Origin of the sequence: Paraburkholderia caffeinitolerans (assembly GCF_902859945.1) — a bacterium.
In the GTDB taxonomy this organism is placed as follows: Bacteria; Pseudomonadota; Gammaproteobacteria; order Burkholderiales; family Burkholderiaceae; genus Paraburkholderia; species Paraburkholderia caffeinitolerans.
The window spans coordinates 16,230-34,355 of the sequence record NZ_CADIKL010000059.1; the positions used below are offsets into that span (position 1 = coordinate 16,230).

The window sequence follows — 18,126 nt, forward strand, 5'->3', positions numbered from 1 at the left end:
CCGATATATCAACGACATGATGAATAGTGCTCCGGGTCGCGAAGCGGCGTGGTCTCGGCATCGGTTTCGTCCCGCCGCTTACCGGCATTGGCATTGCGCAAGATAGTCAGGCACAGAATCACGGTGCGCGCGAGTTCGAAAGAAGTCGGTACGGTGCCGTACTGCGTTTCAGGGCAAACGGCTTTGCCTTATCGCTCTCGGGGCATTGGCCTTTCAAACCGGTGCCAGTCGGGACAATGGCCGTAAAAAGGCAGGTGTCGATTTTCCTTGGCAGCAACCGGCCAGAGAGGCATTGCACGTACGCTGTCGGACCGACAGCACGGTCTTTTCGCTGCAGGATACAGGTGGCTTCGGAGCGTGGTGGTGTGGGTATCCGCCAGTCCCGCCTGGTTAGCCATGCCGGCTTGCCACATCAGTTTTCAGGGGTATCAAAATGACACAGATTCGTACCATCTTCGCCCGGTCGGCCATACCGGTCGTAACGGTTCTTATGCTCGGATGTGGTGACATGTCTCACAGGAGTACGGACACCGTGGTCGGCGCCGGAGTCGGCGCCGTTGGGGGGGCCGTCCTGACGGGCGGTAGCGCGTTAGGCACGGTCGGTGGCGCGGCCGTTGGCGGCGTCATCGGCAATCAGGTCGGGAAATAACCCAGGTTCCGACTGTGCGGATCGGCGTGCAGATTCTGTTCGCCGAATTCTCCGCTGGGCCTAGACCGCACGGTACACCGTGCCAGCACGCTACCGCGTCAAGGAACAGGCATGGCAGTGGGCGGTTTCTGGCGCAGGCTAAATCGACGCCCGTCGGAGCGCGTTGGGTACGCTGACGTACGGCGTCAGGGCAGTCTCCAGCGTCGTGTCGTGAACGGCCTCGAGCGAAGCGCAGCCCGCGCTACATCGTACTCGTTTCAGGGTTGTCCGAAGGAGGATGTCATGCAAATGCTCACAAGCGCAGGTCCGCTGGTTTCGTTGATTGCGGGTATCCTGATTCTCGTTGTTCCACGCCTGCTGAACTACATCGTTGCGATCTACCTGATTGTCATCGGACTGCTTGGACTTTTTGGCAGCCATATTCGCTGACTCGTGCATTGGCGGCGTCATCATGAGCCGCAATGATGGAGGGATATCGCAACGCGCATCAGTCATGACTTCACGCTGCCCGATGACTAACGCAGCAGCGCCAGCGCACGCGCGCAGACGTTCCCGGGCGTGAAGCCATACTCGCGCAGCAGCACTTCGGCCGGAGCGGAAGCGCCGAAACGCTCGATGCCGAGCACCTCGCCGCGCTCGCCGACATAGCGATGCCAGCCTTGCGGCACACCGGCCTCGATGGCCAGCCGTGCGCCGACCGATGGCGGCAGCACCGCATCCCGATACGCTTGAGGCTGTGCATCGAACAGCGACCAGCAGGGCAGTCAAACCACGCTCGCTGCAACGTTCTGTGCCAGCAGCTGCTCGCGTGCGGCCAGGGCAAGCGCGACCTCGGAGCCGGTGGCGATCAGGATCAACGCAGGCTCGCCGCCGCCGGGCGCATCCGCCAGGATGTAGCCGCCGCGCCGCAGGCCGTCGGCGGCGGCGAACCGGGTGCGGTCGAAAGTCGGCACGTTCTGGCGCGTCAGGATAAGCACGGTCGGCCGGTCGCGCGTTTCCAGCGCTACGCGCCAGGCCATCGCGGTTTCGTTGGCATCGGCGGGGCGAATCACGTTGAGGTGCGGCACGGCCCGCAGGCTTGCCAACTGCTCGATGGGCTGATGCGTCGAGCCGTCTTCTCCAAGCGCCAGGCTGTCGTGCGTGTAGACGTGGATCACTTGTAGATGCATGAGCGCGGCAAGCCGGATCGGCGGGCGCATGTAGTCCGAGAAAATCAGGAACGTCGCGTCGAACGGCAGGGTTCCGCCATGAGCGGCCAGGCCGTTCAGGATCGCCCCCATGGCATGCTCGCGCACGCCGAAGTGCACATTGCGGCCCGCACGGCTCCATCCGCCTCCATCCGAGCCTTGCCGGTCGCGCGCGCTGCCGCCGGGCGCCTCGAAGTCGCCGAGCCCGGACAGCGAGGTGAAGGTGGACGGATCGAGATCAGCGGAGCCGCCGATCAGCGACGGCAGACGCGGCGCGATGGCGTTCATCACCTTGCCCGATGCCACCCGCGTGGCGATGCCTTTGGCGTCGGCGGGAAAGAGCGGGATGTCCTGATCCCAGCCGGCCGGCAATTCGCCGCTCATCACGTTCAGCAGTTCCTTCGCCAGCTCGGGAAACGCTCGCGTGTAAGCGGCGTAGCGGGTATTCCACTCGGCCTGCCTGTACGGTCCTTCTGTCAGCGCGCGATGAAAGTGCGCCTGCGCGGCCGGCTGGACGAGGCATGCCGGCTCGGTCGGCCAGCCGAGGTTCTGCTTGGTCAGACGGACTTCCTCTTCCCCGAGTGGCGAGCCATGCGCCTTGTAGGAGTCCTGTTTGTCTCGCGAACCGTAGCCTAGATGCGTATGCGCCAGAATCAGCGACGGTCGTTGCGTTTCGGCCCGCGCGTTGTCGAGCGCCTGTTCGACGGCGGGCCGGTCGTTGCCGTCGTCGATGCGCTGGGTGTGCCAGCCATAGGCTTCGAACCGTCGCGCGCGGTCTTCGGTGAACGTGATGTCCGTGCCTGCGGAAAGCGTGACCTGGTTGTCGTCGTAGAGATAGATCAGTTTGCCAAGCTGCAGATGACCGGCCAGGGACGCAGCCTCGGACGCCACCCCCTCCATCAGATCGCCGCCGCTGACGATGCCGTGGGTGAAGTGATCGATGATGCCGAACCCCGGCCGGTTGTAGCGCGCCGCAAGGTGTGCCTCCGCCATCGCCATGCCGACCCCGTTGGCAAACCCCTGGCCGAGCGGTCCCGTCGTGGTCTCGACTCCCGGCGTGAGACCGCGTTCCGGGTGCCCCGGCGTGAGGCTCCCCCATTGGCGAAACTGTCGGATCTGTTCGAGCGGCAAATCGTAGCCCGTCAGGTGAAGCAGGCTGTATAGCAGCATCGAGCCGTGCCCGGCGGACAGTACGAAGCGATCGCGGTCGAACCATGCCGGATCAGCCGGGTTGTGTTTGAGAAAGCGGGTCCACAGCACGTAGGCCATCGAGGCTGCGCCGAGCGGCATACCGGGATGGCCACTGTTGGCTTTCTGTACGGCATCGACCGACAGGAAGCGCAGCGTATTGACACACAGGTCGTCCAGCGCAAAAGGGGGGGGCGAGGGGGAAGCCGCTGAATGCATATGCACTCTCCCGGGTTGTTGCTGACAGGCGGCACGCGGCGCATTACGCCGTGATGAGCTTACCGCCCGGCGTTGCGGATGGATTCGGCAGACGATGCCGGATCGTCGCGCGACCAGTACCCCTCGTTGCCATAGTATTCATGGAGCCCAATTTCATAGCTGCGAGGAACGGGCGTCTTTCCGTTGTACGCCGGGCTGTGCCGGATGGCTTCGCGGGTCAGCGTGGTGGACACGGTGGACGCGAACCAGTCGACCAGCGCGATCCACTGTGTGGCCACCAGCACTTCCTTGCAGCCGGGCCACCAGTTGTGTGTATCGACGCACAGGTAGCGAATGACCCACGCTTCATCGTCGTAGATAAAGTCGCAGACGTGGCCGATGCCGCCGTCGACGGTCTCGATGTGATAGCCCTTCACCTCACCCGTGCTGCGCAGATGGAGGTCGGCTGGCGGATCGACGTGTGGCTGGCCGGTGCGCGCGGATGACTCTGGCGCGAAGCCCGTTGCGGCATCGTTCGCGTTGAACGCCGGCAAGGCGTCCATGCCCCAGAGGTTCAGGCCGCCCCAATAGTTCGGATAGCTGTAGTGGCGCAGATACTCGATCTCATACTGACGTGACACCGGCTTGTGCGTGTCGATGTTCGGGCTGTCCCGCACCTGCTGCCGCGTGAGGTTCACAGGGATGATGTTCAATTCAGCGTCGGCGCGCTTGATCGAATACGGAGAAATCAGAACCGGGCGATTGCTGAGCCAGTTGCCTGTTTCGACCACCAGATAGCGCACGCCCCACGCTTCGTCGTCGAAGTAAGCCTGTTCGACCGTGCCGATGTCGCCGTCGAGTGCGCCAACCGTGTAGCCGTGCAGGTCCTTGATGCTGCGTAACATGACTTCTCCTCGCAATTCGAAGAGGGGCAGGGATGCACGCCATGCCCCATGCAGCCGGCGGTTACAGCGACTTGAGCCGACTGACCTTGGTGCCGTCAAGCGAGGCACCGGCCATCAATCCGCTGTTGGTCAGCACGAATGCATCCACCTGTCCCGTTGCCGTGCTGGTATCGATAGCGCCGTTCGCGCCGATTTTCAGTACCGCGACCGACGCGTCTCCGCCCGCCGACCATCCGTCGGAACTGCGGAACCGGGTGAGCGAGTCATCGGTCATGAACAGGAAGACGATTGCACGCGATTGCGCGCCGATCTGCCAGCCGACCGATCCGGTTGTCGTGCTGTAGTACCCGACGGTGTGCCCGTGCACGCGCAGCGAGCCTTCGCCGTACTCTGCGCCGACAATGAAGCCGGCATCGATGACCGACGGGAAAATCAGCACGCCGCGCGCCTTTTCAACGAGCTCCCGTGAGCCGTTTGCCGCGCCATAGAGGCGCGAGAGGGTGGAGTCGACGCCCGCGTCGATGCCATGGCGCTTGGCGGCCTGGTCACTGCTGACGTCGGACGGGCTGGTGGTGGTGCAGCCGGAGAGCGCCAGGCCGAGTGCGAGGATCGACCCGGGCGTGCTCCATATGAATGTTCGTCTTTGCACAATTCTTTCCTGGCGAATTGACGACGTGTTCGACACTACGCCGTCGTAACGGCCGACGCGGTACGACAGCGTACAAACTGCGCATTTCCGAATCCGTTTCTGCGAACCGGGGCCCTTTCGTTGCGGGCGGCGATGACGGTCTCGCACCGTACAGACACGTGGTCGCACAGGCCGGAAGATAGCGGTTGGGCTCCGATGCCGAAAGCGAAATACTGAAGGATTCCTATTCAATATCCTTTGTGCGTTAATCTAACCGATGCCGGGTGGTACGGTGGAAGCGGCTTACAGGGGCTCCGATGAAAAGGGATATTGCGATGATTCGGTTCTCACACGGCTTGCGGCGCCGCACGGCGCCGTCTCCATGGCACAGCACCACGCCGGTGCGCGAGCAACTGTTCGGCGAAGAGCGGCTCGCGCAGCATGCGCGCAGCCTCGCCGGCGCACAACCGATCTCGGAGAAAGCGTCTGCCGGCCCCTCGCTTGCCGCGAGGCTCAGGGACAACGCGAGCCATCTGTTGCGAGCCTACGAAGCGACGGTGGTGGCGGCGGAGAGCGACGAAACGATCACGCCGGCGGCGGAGTGGCTGCTCGACAACTATCATCTGGTCGAAGAACAGGTCCGGCAGATCCGCGACGACCTGCCACCCAGCTACTATCGGCAACTGCCCAAGCTGAGCGCCGGCCCGTTTGCCGGCTATCCGCGCGTATTCGGTCTCGCGTGGGCATTCGTCGCTCATACCGACAGCCGCTTCGATCCCGATCTGCTGTGCCGGTTCGTGCTGGCTTACCAGAGCGTACAGCCGCTGACGATCGGTGAACTGTGGGCCGTGGCGATCACGCTGCGCATCGTGCTGATCGAGAACCTGCGGCGCCTCGCGGACGAGATTACCGACGGGCGCATCGCGCGGCTCGACGCCGACGCGATGGCCGATCGACTGCTCGGCGTGGGCGGACACGCCCCCGAAGCCGTCGAGGTGCTCGTGGCGCGCTACGCGCGCTCGGTGCTGCGCGACACCTTCGCGGTGCAGCTTATCCAGCGGCTGCACGATCAGGACCCCGACACGACGCCGGCTGTGACGTGGCTGCGCGCGCATCTCGCCGCCCAGCGCACTACGGCGGAGCGGATCGTGACCGCGGTGCACCAGCAGCAGGGCGCGGCCAGCCTGACGGTGCGCAATGTGATCACCAGCCTGCGTCTGATCTCCGATGTGGACTGGAGCGATCTGTTCGAGCGCATCAGTCCCGTCGACGAGATCCTGCGCACCTGTCCCGGCTTCGTCGACATGGACTTTCCGACGCGCAACCTGTACCGCGGCGCAATCGAAACGCTGGCACGCGGTTCGTCGCTGAGCGAACCCGATATCGCGCGTCGTGCCGTCGCCGCCGCGCAGGTCGCTCAGGTCACTCATGCCACTCAGGCCGATGCGCCGGCCGCCGGCGCGCAGCAGGATCGTGCCGCCGATCCCGGCTATCACCTGCTAGCTGCGGGCCGCCGCGCGTTCGAGACGGCGATCGGCTATCGCCCGCCGGCGGCGGTATGGCTGCACCGGTTCACGCGCCATGCCGGTCTCGGCGGTTACGTCGGCCGCATCGTGTTGTTCGCCGCGCTGCTGTTGGGCGGCATGCTGATGCTGCTTGCCGGTCTCGATCCGTTCTCGCGCGGGTGGATCTGGCTCGGTCTCGCCGGGTTGCTGCCTGCGCTCGACGTGGCGGTGGCGGTGGTCAACCGGGGTGTCATGCGCGAGGTCGGCGCGGTCGTGCTGCCGGGTCTCGCGCTGCGTGACGGAATTCCCGCGGCCTTGCGCACCGTGGTGGCCGTGCCGACGCTGCTGACCACCGAAGCCGAACTGGCCGCGCAGATCGAGCGGCTGGAGGTGCATCATCTCGCCAGCGGGGACGGCGAACTTTACTACGCGCTGCTGTCCGACTGGACCGATTCCCCCGCCGCCGAAGCCGACGGCGACGACGCGTTGCTCGCGGCCGCGGCCGCGGGCATCGAGAAACTGAATCGGCGCTATCCGACCACGCCGCAGGGGCCGCGTTTCATGCTGCTGCATCGGCGGCGCACCTGGAATGCGCAAGAGGGGGTGTGGATGGGCTGGGAGCGCAAGCGCGGCAAACTGCACGAGCTGAACCGGCTGCTGCGCGGCGCGTCGGACACCTCGTTCGTCGCACTCGGTGCCCGCCTGCCTGCTGTGCCGCCGCAGGTCCGCTATGTGATCACGCTCGATGCGGATACCCGCTTGCCGCGCGATACGGTGCGCCGTCTGATCGGAAAAATGGCGCACCCGCTCAACCGGCCGGTTTTCGACCCGCGCAGCCAGCGCGTCGTCGAAGGTTACGGCGTATTGCAGCCGCGCGTGACGCCTTCGCTGTCTGTCGGTGCCGAAGGCTCGCTGTTTCAGCGTGTTTGGTCGAGCCAGAGCGGGATCGATCCTTATGCGGCCGCCGTATCGGATGTCTACCAGGATCTTCTCGACGAAGGCTCGTACGCGGGCAAGGGCATCTACGATGTCGACGCCTTCGAGCTGGCTCTCGCTGGCCGGGTGCCGGAGAACACGATGCTCAGTCACGATCTGTTCGAAGGCGTTTTCGCGCGGGCGGGGCTCGCCTCGGATATCGAGGTGGTCGAAGCGTTTCCGGCCCGCTACGACGTTGCCGCCGCCCGTCAGCATCGCTGGGCGCGCGGCGACTGGCAATTGCTGCCCTGGCTGGCCTCGGTGCACCTGCGGCCCGATCTGGCACTGCGGGCCACGGCCCGTTGGAAAATGCTGGACAATCTGCGCCGCACGCTCACGGCACCCGCAGCCTTTGTCGCGCTGCTGGCCGGCTGGACCTTGCCGCTGCCGGCCGCGCTGCTCTGGAGCGCCTTCGTGGTGGCGACGATCGGCTTGCCCGTGCTGCTGCCGGTACTGGGCGCGCTCGTGCCGCGCTGGAGACGCTCGCAGGTGAAAATGACGACACGCAGCCTGCTCTACGTCTGGCTGGCGGACCTGAGGCTCGCACTGGCCCGAACCGGCTTGTCGATCATCTTTCTGGCGCAGCAGGCGGCGTCGATGAGCGATGCCATTGCGCGCACAACGTTTCGCGTGATGGTCAGTCACCGGCATCGGCTTGAATGGACGACGGCGGCCGAAGCCGGCGCGCGCGAGCGCCCATCGCTTTACCAGACACTCGTGCGGATGCGCGGCGGCATCGCGCTTGCGCTGCTTGGCGCGGCGGCCAGTGCGTGGGTGGCATGGCGATCCGGCAATCATGGCGCGTGGGCGGGGATTCCGTTCGTGCTCGGCTGGCTGGCGTCTCCTGCCGTCGCGCACCGGTCGAGCGTCGCGCCGCGAGCGGCGGGCGATCTCGCCGTCACGCCGGAGGATGCCCGGCAACTGCGCCTTCATGCGCGCCGCACGTGGCGCTATTTTGAGACCTTCGTCACGACCGCCGACCAGATGCTGCCGCCGGACAATTTTCAGGAGGATCCGCGTCCCGTCGTCGCGCATCGCACCTCGCCGACGAATATCGGGCTTTATCTGCTCGCGACGGTCAGCGCACGGGAGTTCGCCTGGCTCGGTACGCTCGACGCCGTCGACCGACTGGAGACGACGTTCGCCGCCATGGGGCGCCTGCCGCGCTATCGTGGCCATTTCTACAACTGGTACGCCACGCAGGACCTGTGTCCGCTGGAGCCGAAGTACGTATCGTCGGTCGACAGCGGCAACCTTGCCGGCCATCTGATCGCGCTCGCCAATGCCTGTCGCGCATGGGCGGCCGAGCCTGCCGGCGTGGAGCCGTGCGCGCCCGAGGGTATCGGCGACAGCCTCGCGCTGCTCTGCGCCGCCGTGAGCCAGAACGCCGGGACGCATCCACGCGGCGCCCTGCATGGCGAATTCGAGCAGGCGGCGGGCGCGTTGCGGGGTACGCTAAAGGGCGTGGTGCCAGGCCCTGGACCGGCCGGCACGGCCGCGTCCGGTGGCGCCGCGGCCGCGGCGCCGTCCGCATGGCCGGCGATCCAGCTATCGGCCGCAACGGTGGCCGACATCGCGCGCGCCCTGGTCGACGAAGCCGGCGACGCCCTGGACGGTGCGGGCGACGACGTGCTGTTCTGGGCCGATGCGCTCGAGCAGGCGATTCACAGCCATTGCCGCGATAGCGCATGCACGCCGGAATCGGCGACGCTGGGCGCGCGCCTGAACGCGCTCGCCGATACGGCGCTGCACATGGCGAATGCGATGGAGTTCGGCTTCCTGCTGGACCCGGTGCGCAGTCTGCTGTCGATCGGTTACGCGGTTGCCGAAGGGCGGCTCGATCCGGGCAGCTACGATCTGCTGGCGTCCGAGGCGCGGCTGGCGAGCTTCGTGGCCATCGCCAAGGGCGACATTCCCGCGCGCCACTGGTTCCGGCTGGGCCGCGTCGCGACGCCGGTGGCGGGCGGTGCCGTGCTGGTCTCGTGGTCCGGGTCGATGTTCGAGTACCTGATGCCGTCGCTGGTGATGCGCGCGCCGGCCGACAGCCTGATCGCGCGCACCAGCGGCCTCGTCGTGCGCAAGCAGATCCGCTATGGAGCGGCGCTGGGCTTGCCGTGGGGCATCTCCGAATCGGCCTATAACGCGCGGGATCTCGAATTCACCTACCAGTATTCGAGTTTCGGCGTTCCTGACCTCGGCCTCAAGCGCGGTCTCGGCCACGACGCCGTGATCGCGCCGTATGCGACTGCTCTCGCAGCGATGGTCGCGCCCGGCGCGGCCGCGCGCAATTTCGAGTGTCTGGGCGCGGCGGGCGGCAGCGGCCGCTTCGGCTTCTACGAGGCGCTCGACTATACGCCCGCGCGCGTGCCCGAAGGCCAGCAGGTCGCGGTGGTGCGCGCGTTCATGGCGCATCATCAGGGGATGTCGATCGTCTCGATCGCCAACGCGCTCCTTGGCGGGCGCATTCGTGCATTCTTTCACGCGGAGCCGGCCATCCAGGCCACCGAACTGCTGTTGCAGGAGCGTATGCCGGGGCGGGTGGCGGCCGCGCATCTGCGGGTCGACGAGAAGCGCAGCGTCGGGCCGATACGCGGCGGCGGCCCGGATATCGTGCGGCGCCTGGTGTCGGCGGGCGATTCGTCGCCCGCGACCCATCTGCTCTCCAATGGCCGCTACACGGTGATGCTCACCTCGGCCGGCTCCGGCTACAGCCGCCGGGACGATCTGGCCGTCACCCGCTGGCGCGAGGATGCCACCTGCGACGACTGGGGGAGCTACCTGTATCTGCGCGACGTCGCGAGCGACGCATGGTGGTCGGCCGCATGGCAGCCGGCCGGTGTGGTGCCGGACAGCTACGAAGTGAATCTCACGGAGGACCGCGCGGAGTTCGTCCGGCGCGACGGCACGCTGACGACCTCGCTCGACGTCGTGGTGTCGCCCGAGGAGGACGCGGAAGTGCGGAGGGTGTCGGTGACCAATGGCGGCGCGCGCGAGTGCATCATCGAGTTCACGTCCTATGCGGAGATCGTGCTGGCCCCGCCGGCCACCGACGAGGCGCATCCGGCGTTCGCGAAGCTGTTCGTCGAGACCGAGTATCTGCCCGGGTCGGCGGCCATTCTGGCGACACGGCGCCGCCGCGAGACGAACGAGCCCGAGGTCTGGGCCGCGCATCTGGCGGAAATCGCGGGCAATGCCGTTGGGGCCGCCGAAGTCGAAACCGACCGAGCCCGCTTTATTGGCCGGGGGCGCAGCGTGCACTCGCCCCGCGCCCTCTCGGGCGGGCGCGCGCTCAGCAATTCGGCAGGCGTGGTGCTCGACGCCGCGTTCGTGCTGCGCCAGCGTTTGCGCATCAGGCCGGGCGAGACCGGCAGCATCGCGTTCTGGACCATCGTCGCCGATTCGCGCGGCCAGTTGCTGGATCTGGTGGACAAGCATCGCGACGGGGCGTCGTACGCGCGGGCGGCGATGCTTGCGTGGACCCAGGCTCAGGTGCAACTCCGTCATAACGGGGTGAGTCCCGACGAGGCGGCGCTGTTCCAGAGGATGGCCGGGTACATGCTGTACAACGATGCGTCGCTGCGGCCGGGTTCCGACGCGCTGCTGCGCGGCGCGGCAGCGGTGGCCGCGGCGGGCGGCGTGGGTGTCGCGCCGCTCTGGGCGCACGGCGTGTCGGGCGACCTGCCGATGCTGCTGGTGCGCATCGACGACATCGAGCACATGGCGCTGGTGCGGCAACTGGTGCATGCCCACGAGTACTGGAGCATGAAACGGCTCGCAGTCGATCTCGTCATCGTCAACGAGCGCGCGTCGTCGTATGTCCAGGACTTGCAGGCCGCGCTCGAGGCGCTGGTGCGCTCCGGGCAGGCGCGGCCGCCGCTCCCGGGTGCTGCGCGCGGCGCCATCTTCGTGCTGCGGGCGGACTTGATGTCGGGCGCCGCGCGTGCGCTCTTTCCGGTGGCCGCGCGCGCCGTGCTGGCGGCGCGCAACGGTCGTTTGGCGGACCAGTTGCGGCGGCTGGCAAGCGCACCGCCGCCGCCGCGCGTCAGGCCATTGCCTTTGCCTGCAACCGTGCCAGCGCCCGCGCCGGTGCCGGCGACACCGGTGCAGCCCGGCGCCGGACTGGAATGCTTCAACGGCTTCGGCGGCTTTGCGAACGAGGGCAGGGAATACGTGACGATCCTTGCCGCCGGGCAATGCACGCCGATGCCGTGGGTCAATGTCGTCGCCAACCCGCTATGCGGCTTTCTGGTGTCGGCCGAGGGCAGCGGCTACACGTGGGCGTCGAACAGCCGCGAGCATCAGCTGACGCCGTGGTCCAACGATCCGGTGAGCGACCCGCCCGCGGAGGCGTTTTACGTTCGCGACGACGATAGCGGCGTGTTGTGGGGGCCGCAGGCGAATCCTGTGCGCGACTCCTCGCCAGGTGCGGCGCCCTATATCGCACGTCACGGCCAGGGTTATAGCCGCTTCGCGCATGCGGCAGAAGAAGTCGCGCTCGAATTGCTGCAATTCGTGCCGCTCGACGATCCCATCAAGATTTCCCGTCTGACGCTGCGCAACCTGTCGAGCCGGACACGCCATCTTTGCGTGACGGCTTATGCCGAATGGGCGCTCGGTGCGTCGCGCGCGCTTGCCGCGCCGCATACCTGCACCGCGATCGACGCGCAGACGGGGGCGATGTTCGCCAGCAACGGCCGGGCCGAGGCCTGGCGTGGACGCGTGGCTTTTGCCGATCTGGGCGGAAGGCAGCACGCATGGAGCGCCGACCGGCGCGAGTTCATTGGCCGCAACGGGAGCTTGAGCGATCCGGCCGGGCTGGCCGCCGCGCTGTTGTCCGGGAAGGTCGGCGCGGGGCTCGATCCGTGCGCGGCACTGCAAACCGGGATCGAGCTCGCACCGGGCGGCGTGGCCGAGGTGGTGTTCCTGTTAGGCGAAGCTGAATCGCCGCAGGCCGCCCGACAACTGATCGTCCGCTATCGCGACGCCGATCTCGACGCGGTGCTCGCAGCCGTGACGGCCTTCTGGGACGACACGCTCGAAACCGTTCAGGTCAAGACACCGGACCGCGCAATGGATCTGCTGCTCAACCGGTGGCTGCTGTACCAGACGCTTGCTTGCCGGATCTGGGCGCGCGCGGGGTTTTATCAGGCGAGCGGCGCCTACGGATTTCGCGATCAGTTGCAGGACGGCATGGCGCTCGCGCTTGCGCGGCCCGCGCTGACCCGCGAGCATCTGCTGCGGGCGGCGGGGCGGCAGTTTGCGCAGGGCGACGTGCAGCATTGGTGGCTGCCCGGGAGCGGCGCCGGTGTGCGCACGCATATTTCGGACGATCGCGCGTGGCTGGCTTACACCGTGGCTCAGTACATCGAGGTGACGGGCGACCGGGAGATTCTCGACGCGGCGGTGCCGTATCTCGTAGGACGGACGCTGGCGGAAGGCGAGCACGACGCTTACTTCACGCCGGGCGTGTCGGAGACCCGCGCGCCGTTGTTCGAGCATTGCGTGCGCGCGCTCGAGCAAAGTCTCGAGCTGTTCGGCGCGCACGGCTTGCCGCTGATGGGCACCGGCGACTGGAACGACGGCATGAATCGGGTTGGCGAGGCGGGGCGCGGCGAAAGCGTCTGGCTCGGCTGGTTTCTTCACGCCACGCTGTCGGCCTTCGCGCCGCTCGCTCGCGCGCGCGGCGACGGCCAGCGGGCGGACCGCTGGATGTCGCGTGCCGAAGCCCTGCGCGAGGCGCTCGAAAGCACGGGATGGGATGGCGAGTGGTATCGGCGCGGCTACTTCGACGACGGCACGCCGCTTGGTTCAGCCGGCAACGACGAATGCGCGATCGATGCCATTGCACAATCGTGGAGTGTGCTGTCAGGTGCCGCAGATGCAGGGCGGGCCGACCGCGCCATGGCGGCGCTGGACACACGGTTGATTCGCCGCAAGGACGGCCTCGCGTTGCTGTTCACCCCGCCGTTCGATCATGCGGCACCCGATCCCGGCTATATCAAGGGATATCCGCCAGGCATCCGGGAAAACGGCGGCCAGTACACGCATGCCGCGGTGTGGGCGGTGCTGGCCTTCGCGAAGATGGGCGACGGCGATCGCGCCGCAGATCTGTTCGCATTCCTTAATCCTGTTGGTCGCAGCCGGATGCGAAGCGGAGCGAACCGCTACAAGGTCGAACCCTATGTGGTGGCGGCCGACGTCTACTCGGCCGCGCCACACGTGGGGCGCGGCGGGTGGACGTGGTATACGGGATCGGCCGGGTGGATGTATCGCGCGGGCATCGAGGGGCTGCTCGGCTTGCGCAGGCATGGCGCGGAGCTGTCCATCGAGCCTTGCGTGCCGAAGCGATGGCCGGGTTTTACCGCGGTGTTTCGGCACGGCGCGGCTCGGTACGACATCGAGGTGGACAATCCGCACGGGGTCAGCCGCGGCGTGCGCGGCATCGTTGCGGACGGCATTGCGCTCGCACCCGGCAACACGGCGGTGCACCTCGTGGACGACGGCGCCCGCCACCAGGTGCAGGTGACGCTGGGCGAGCCCCTCGATGTCGACCCGGTGGCGGCACCGGATAGCGAGGCAGCATTCAGATGCCGGTGAGCGGAGGGTTCTTTTGTGGTGGAGGGTGTCCGCGCGTGATGGGCCCAGTCATGGACTTCAGCAGCAGTTGACGCGGCGCTCGCCTGCAATGCGCAGGCACGATCGGGAGCGAGTCGCGGTTTGGCGAACCGGCACCTGTTATTGCGCGGGAATCAATTTTGCGCGACGAGGCGGTGCGGCGCGGGCCTCCTGCTCGATCTTGTCGAGCAGATCGAGCAGCCGGACTATGCGTCGCGCTCCCGAGGGAATGACACTTTGGTCGGCCAATAACGCCGTCGTCCGGCTCCGCCAATAGGACAATGCGAAAGGGCCGTCCTCGGCCAGTAACGGGACGATTAGTTCGAGATGCGCGAGCTCTTTTTCGAATTGATGATGCAGCATGGCCAATCCCCCCAGAGCGGAGAGTCAACTGATCGACTGGATTGTGTTCAGCCCGGATTCGCTTGTCGGCACGCTATCGTATTGATGCGCATGCCGACGGTTATCCGAGGCGAAGAGCGAAGCAGCTGGATGCCCGAATCTAGCTGAAGTCTGTGCGTAGCGCTGTCCGCCACCGTACCGACTGCGGCAAGCCCGGATGTCAGGCTCATCGGACGCGGCCCGTTCGGTGCGTGGCGATTCAAGTTGGGCCTTATTCTCACGCATGACATCCGCTATCTCCCCTTGCGCAATCCATGTCAGATTCCGTCTGGTATCTGCTGTCCGGCCTGCTGCTCATCACTATGGTGGTGGCGGGGGCAACGCTGGCACGCCTGCTGGTGAGCAGCGCGACGATCTATCTGTGCGTCGGTTACGTCTTGGGCCCTGGCGGTCTGAATCTGATCGTGCCCGACCCGCTGCATCATGCCGATGTGATCGGTCGGGTCGCGGAAGTCGCGTTGCTGATTTCGCTGTTTACCGTCGGGCTGCGTATGGGCGTTCCGATCCTCGACCGAAGGTGGATGGTTCCGTTGCGTCTCGCGTTTGTCTCGATGGCGATCACGGTGGGCTTGATCGCAGCACTCGGGATGTGGGGGTTGGGATTGCCTTTGGGCGCAGCGGTGCTTCTCGGCGGCATTCTGGCGCCCACGGACCCCGTTCTCGCCTCTGGCGTGCAGACCGAGCGCGGTACCGATCCGGATCAATTGCGTTTTAGCCTCGCTGGCGAAGGGGCATTGAACGACGGTACCGCGTTTCCGTTCGTGACGCTGGGGTTGGCGTTACTGGCGCGGCATGACGGCGCCTCGTTCAGTCTCTGGCGCTGGCTGGCACTGGACCTGATATGGGCGAGCGTGGGCGGCGTGTTGGTCGGCGCGGGGCTTGGCGCCCTCATCGGCCGCCTTGTCGTTTATCTGCGTACGCGGCATTCCCAGGCCGTCGGTCTGGATGAATTCCTGTCGCTCGGCGTGATCGCCGTCGCCTATGGCGCGGCGCAACTGTGTCACGCCTCGGGTTTTCTGGCCGTTTTTGCTGCGGGCCTGGCTTTTCAGCGGGTGGAGGACAAGCCTCGGGCCGGTACCGTATCCCTCGGGGCCGCGCCCGGTGCAGAAGGTCATGCGTATGGCGTGAGAGCGACGCACTCGCATCATGCCAGCGCAGTCATGACCGGCGCGGTGCGGGCGTTCAACGCTCAACTGGAACGCCTTGCTGAGCTTACGCTCGTCTCGCTGGTCGGCGCACTGCTGCCTTATGCCATGGCGTGGAGCGCGCTATGGTGGTTCATTCCGGTGATGTTCGTGCTTGTGCGTCCTGCCGCCGTCATGGCCGGAACGCTCGGTGTGGCTAGCGCGGGGCGTGCGCGCGCGATGGTGTCGTGGTTAGGAATACGTGGAATCGGCTCCGTGTTTTATTTGATGTTTGCGATTCGTCACGGCGTAAGCGAACCGATGGCAAAGCAGTTGATCACGCTGACGCTCGCGATGGTTTCTGCGTCCATTTTTGCGCACGGGATGTCGATACGGCCATTGATGAAATGGTATGGGCGGCGCCCGGTGTCGCTGGAGGGGTGATGCCGACCCCGATCCGCGCGATCGGGAGCGTGCTATTTCTTCTTTTCCGGCTTGCGGGTTAGCGTGAATTTCGATGTTACCGCCGATGCTCTTTCCACAACTGGAGACAGCAGCTTTTTCGGTTGTTTAGGTTTTTTCGCTTCACGGTTACCGCGTAATTGACCCTTCGCCATCCTATTTCTCCCGTTATTTCAGTCGCGGAAGCAACTGCCATACCGCCTATTCTGGGCGCATTGGAGGACGCTGTCGTTATCTATTTTGTCAAGACGACGGGAATGGCATAGTCCGACGGACCGGGAAGCGTTGATCGAGGATGGATCTCCATCGGCGGCTTCTGGCGGCAAGCGTTCGCCGACGTATCTCACGTCACCCCTGGTGCTGAATGCGCATGGCCAATACGCAGGGAGCGCAGTACGGTATCGTACCGACGCCCAATGCGATCACGTGCATTATTTGCTGTGTATCCTTGGCTCACGGTCAGGGTGTTGCGACGGCCGAGTGCGGATTGATCGAGCCGAATTGTCCGAAATAACATTCCGCAGTTCCGGGAGGAATCGCCATCATGAATCCGATCACACTACTTCTGTCCACCGTCTTCCTGCTAGCTGCGATTGCCTCTGGCGCGTTCGTCAACCTGTATATCGGCGTCGGGCTCTTCGTCATTTCTGTCCTGATCGCAATGTCCGTCAGGGTTGCTAACGTATGGGAGAAGTTCGTCATCCTTCGTATTGGGAAACTGCAGAGCGTGAAAGGAGCGGGGTTCTTCATGATCATCCCTGTTCTGGACAACATCGTTGCAGTCATTGACGAACGCATTCAGACGACAGCTTTCAACGCCGAACAGGCTCTGACCAGGGATACGGTGCCGGTCAATGTCGATGCGATCATTTTCTGGCATGTCTGCGACGCCCAAAAGGCTGCACTGGCGATTACCGACTATCGCCAGGCAATCGATCGCGTCGCTCAGACGACGCTGCGGGAGCTGATCGGTGCCTCGATGCTGGCTACGCTACTCTCCGATCGAACAGCAGCGGACACCCATCTGAGAGATGAGATCGGGGCCAAGACAGCCCAATGGGGTATCGCGGTCGGTTCGGTCGAAATTCGCGACGTAGCGATCCCGGTTGCGTTGCAGGACGCGATGTCTCGTCAGGCACAGGCCGAACGCGAAAAGCAGGCGCGCGTCATTCTGGGGTCCGCAGAGGCCGCGATCGCCTCGAACTTTGTCGAAGCCGCGAGAGTGTACGAATCACAGCCGGGCGCACTGCAGCTTCGGGCGATGAATATTATCTACGAGACGACGAAGGAACGCGGGGCGACCATTCTCATGCCGACTTCGATGGTCGACAGTCTGAATCCCGCACTGGCGATGGCGATTGCTGGCCATGATCTTGGCGGGGCGCCTGTGATGCCGCTGAAGACTGCGGCGTAGCCGCAGACAAGGCTCGGGCGCATGGGGGCGGGGTGCCCGAGTGCTCAAACGTCTGCACATCCAGGTTGGTGATCGGAAATAAAGCCTGATGCCGACGTGCTCAGAGGACTCCGCGGCTCGTGCGATACCGTACATCACCGGACCGACAGCCATTCGCTTTGACGGCTATCTTTACCGCAAGGTGGGTTGCCGCGTACTTCGGCCTTTGGCAGCGATGCCTGTCTGTGATTGAGAGTCCTGGAAGATCGACCATGATGCAGGACGCCACGGTTGGCTTCAAGCGGTTCGTGCAGTGGGTTCTGGGGGGGCCTTGAATCTCTGAAATCTTCAAAAGTGAATCGTGCTTAAACGTGCTTTGTGGAACGAGGAGCGAAAAATGTCATTAGGAATCTTACTTTTGATTGTTGTAATCCTGTTGCTGGTCGGCGCATTCCCAACCTGGCGGTATAGCAATGGGTGGAGTTACGGTCCGAGCGGCTTTCTGGGACTCGCGCTGGTCGTAGTGGTCGTCCTGTTGCTGTTGGGACGATTGTGAGTTGCACGATGCTGCTTGCCCGTTGACAAGGCACGGGGCAGATGGCCGCGAGGTTCGCGGCGGAAGAGACGCATGCCGACGACATGGAGGACCTGCTGGGAGCACAGGTCCAGTGGGCGCTGTCACGTTAAAGCGTTTGCGACGCAATAGCGGAGAGGACGCGCATTCGCTCAGAAAGCGGACGAATCTCGGGTGATCCCAGTGAAGCGATGCCAGGCGTCGAAGCGTGCGGCGAGTTGTTTGCGATAGAGCGAGGCGCGCAGTAGATGTCGCTTGAGCGCGAAGTGCTGCCGGATCGGACCGAGGCTCGAAAGGAAAGCCTGCGTGCGCTCAGGATCG

Annotated in this window: 10 protein-coding genes and 2 pseudogenes; 6 read left to right on the plus strand and 6 right to left on the minus strand. The window is 65.3% G+C overall.

The annotated features are described in order from the left end of the window. The first annotated feature begins 508 nt into the window (after positions 1 to 508). On the plus strand, positions 509 to 649 hold the full coding sequence (locus tag HV773_RS37630) for a glycine zipper 2TM domain-containing protein (RefSeq protein WP_175198219.1): 141 nt from the start codon (positions 509 to 511) through the stop codon (positions 647 to 649). A 282-nt stretch (positions 650 to 931) separates the two neighbouring features. Continuing rightward, a complete protein-coding gene (locus HV773_RS34005; protein ID WP_175198220.1) occupies positions 932 to 1,078 on the plus strand; it encodes a DUF3096 domain-containing protein in 147 nt (48 codons plus the stop codon). Positions 1,079 to 1,164: 86 nt separating this feature from the next. On the opposite strand, the pseudogene tkt reads toward HV773_RS34005, so the two are convergent. The 3 genes and pseudogenes from tkt to HV773_RS34020 all read right to left on the minus strand — a co-directional run bounded on the left by tkt (position 1,165) and on the right by HV773_RS34020 (position 4,776). Next, a pseudogene (gene tkt / locus HV773_RS34010) lies at positions 1,165 to 3,243 on the minus strand (transketolase). Positions 3,244 to 3,302: 59 nt separating this feature from the next. Next, positions 3,303 to 4,127: a PRC-barrel domain-containing protein gene (locus HV773_RS34015; RefSeq protein WP_175198221.1), complete on the minus strand. Its 825-nt coding sequence runs from the start codon at positions 4,125 to 4,127 to the stop codon at positions 3,303 to 3,305. A 61-nt stretch (positions 4,128 to 4,188) separates the two neighbouring features. Then, a complete protein-coding gene (locus HV773_RS34020; protein ID WP_175198230.1) occupies positions 4,189 to 4,776 on the minus strand; it encodes a BPSL1445 family SYLF domain-containing lipoprotein in 588 nt (195 codons plus the stop codon). A gap of 314 nt (positions 4,777 to 5,090) precedes the next feature. Here HV773_RS34020 and HV773_RS34025 point away from each other — a divergent pair, with 314 nt between their 5' ends. After that, positions 5,091 to 13,832, plus strand: a complete 8,742-nt coding sequence (locus HV773_RS34025) for a GH36-type glycosyl hydrolase domain-containing protein (RefSeq protein WP_175198222.1) — start codon at positions 5,091 to 5,093, stop codon at positions 13,830 to 13,832. Positions 13,833 to 13,970: 138 nt separating this feature from the next. On the opposite strand, the gene HV773_RS34030 is transcribed toward HV773_RS34025, so the two are convergent. Further along, positions 13,971 to 14,213 (minus strand): hypothetical protein, encoded by a 243-nt coding sequence (locus HV773_RS34030; RefSeq protein ID WP_175198223.1) that lies wholly within the window; start codon positions 14,211 to 14,213, stop codon positions 13,971 to 13,973. Positions 14,214 to 14,506: 293 nt separating this feature from the next. On the opposite strand from HV773_RS34030, the gene HV773_RS34035 reads away from it, so the two are divergent. Continuing rightward, a complete protein-coding gene (locus HV773_RS34035; protein ID WP_175198224.1) occupies positions 14,507 to 15,820 on the plus strand; it encodes a cation:proton antiporter in 1,314 nt (437 codons plus the stop codon). Between the two features lie 32 nt (positions 15,821 to 15,852). On the opposite strand, the gene HV773_RS34040 is transcribed toward HV773_RS34035, so the two are convergent. Beyond that, positions 15,853 to 15,993, minus strand: coding sequence for a hypothetical protein (locus tag HV773_RS34040; protein ID WP_175198225.1), 141 nt, complete (start codon positions 15,991 to 15,993; stop codon positions 15,853 to 15,855). Between the two features lie 389 nt (positions 15,994 to 16,382). Between HV773_RS34040 and HV773_RS34045 the strand changes: the two genes are divergently transcribed. Continuing rightward, complete coding sequence (locus tag HV773_RS34045; RefSeq protein WP_175198226.1) at positions 16,383 to 17,252, plus strand: slipin family protein; 870 nt, start codon at positions 16,383 to 16,385, stop codon at positions 17,250 to 17,252. 376 nt (positions 17,253 to 17,628) lie between these two features. Then, positions 17,629 to 17,787, plus strand: coding sequence for a DUF3309 family protein (locus HV773_RS34050; protein WP_175198227.1), 159 nt, complete (start codon positions 17,629 to 17,631; stop codon positions 17,785 to 17,787). 170 nt (positions 17,788 to 17,957) lie between these two features. Here the strand turns inward: HV773_RS34050 and HV773_RS37180 are convergent. After that, positions 17,958 to 18,126 (minus strand): annotated as a pseudogene (locus HV773_RS37180) (transposase); the annotation flags it as partial.

Coding starts and splice junctions, on each gene's coding strand:
- HV773_RS37630 (WP_175198219.1), top strand. CDS start 509: ATGTCTCACAGGAGTACGGACACCGTGGTCGGCGCCGGAGTCGGCGCC.
- HV773_RS34005 (WP_175198220.1), top strand. CDS start 932: ATGCAAATGCTCACAAGCGCAGGTCCGCTGGTTTCGTTGATTGCGGGT.
- HV773_RS34015 (WP_175198221.1), bottom strand. CDS start 4,127: ATGTTACGCAGCATCAAGGACCTGCACGGCTACACGGTTGGCGCACTC.
- HV773_RS34025 (WP_175198222.1), top strand. CDS start 5,091: ATGATTCGGTTCTCACACGGCTTGCGGCGCCGCACGGCGCCGTCTCCA.
- HV773_RS34030 (WP_175198223.1), bottom strand. CDS start 14,213: ATGCTGCATCATCAATTCGAAAAAGAGCTCGCGCATCTCGAACTAATC.
- HV773_RS34035 (WP_175198224.1), top strand. CDS start 14,507: ATGTCAGATTCCGTCTGGTATCTGCTGTCCGGCCTGCTGCTCATCACT.
- HV773_RS34040 (WP_175198225.1), bottom strand. CDS start 15,993: ATGGCGAAGGGTCAATTACGCGGTAACCGTGAAGCGAAAAAACCTAAA.
- HV773_RS34045 (WP_175198226.1), top strand. CDS start 16,383: ATGAATCCGATCACACTACTTCTGTCCACCGTCTTCCTGCTAGCTGCG.
- HV773_RS34050 (WP_175198227.1), top strand. CDS start 17,629: ATGTCATTAGGAATCTTACTTTTGATTGTTGTAATCCTGTTGCTGGTC.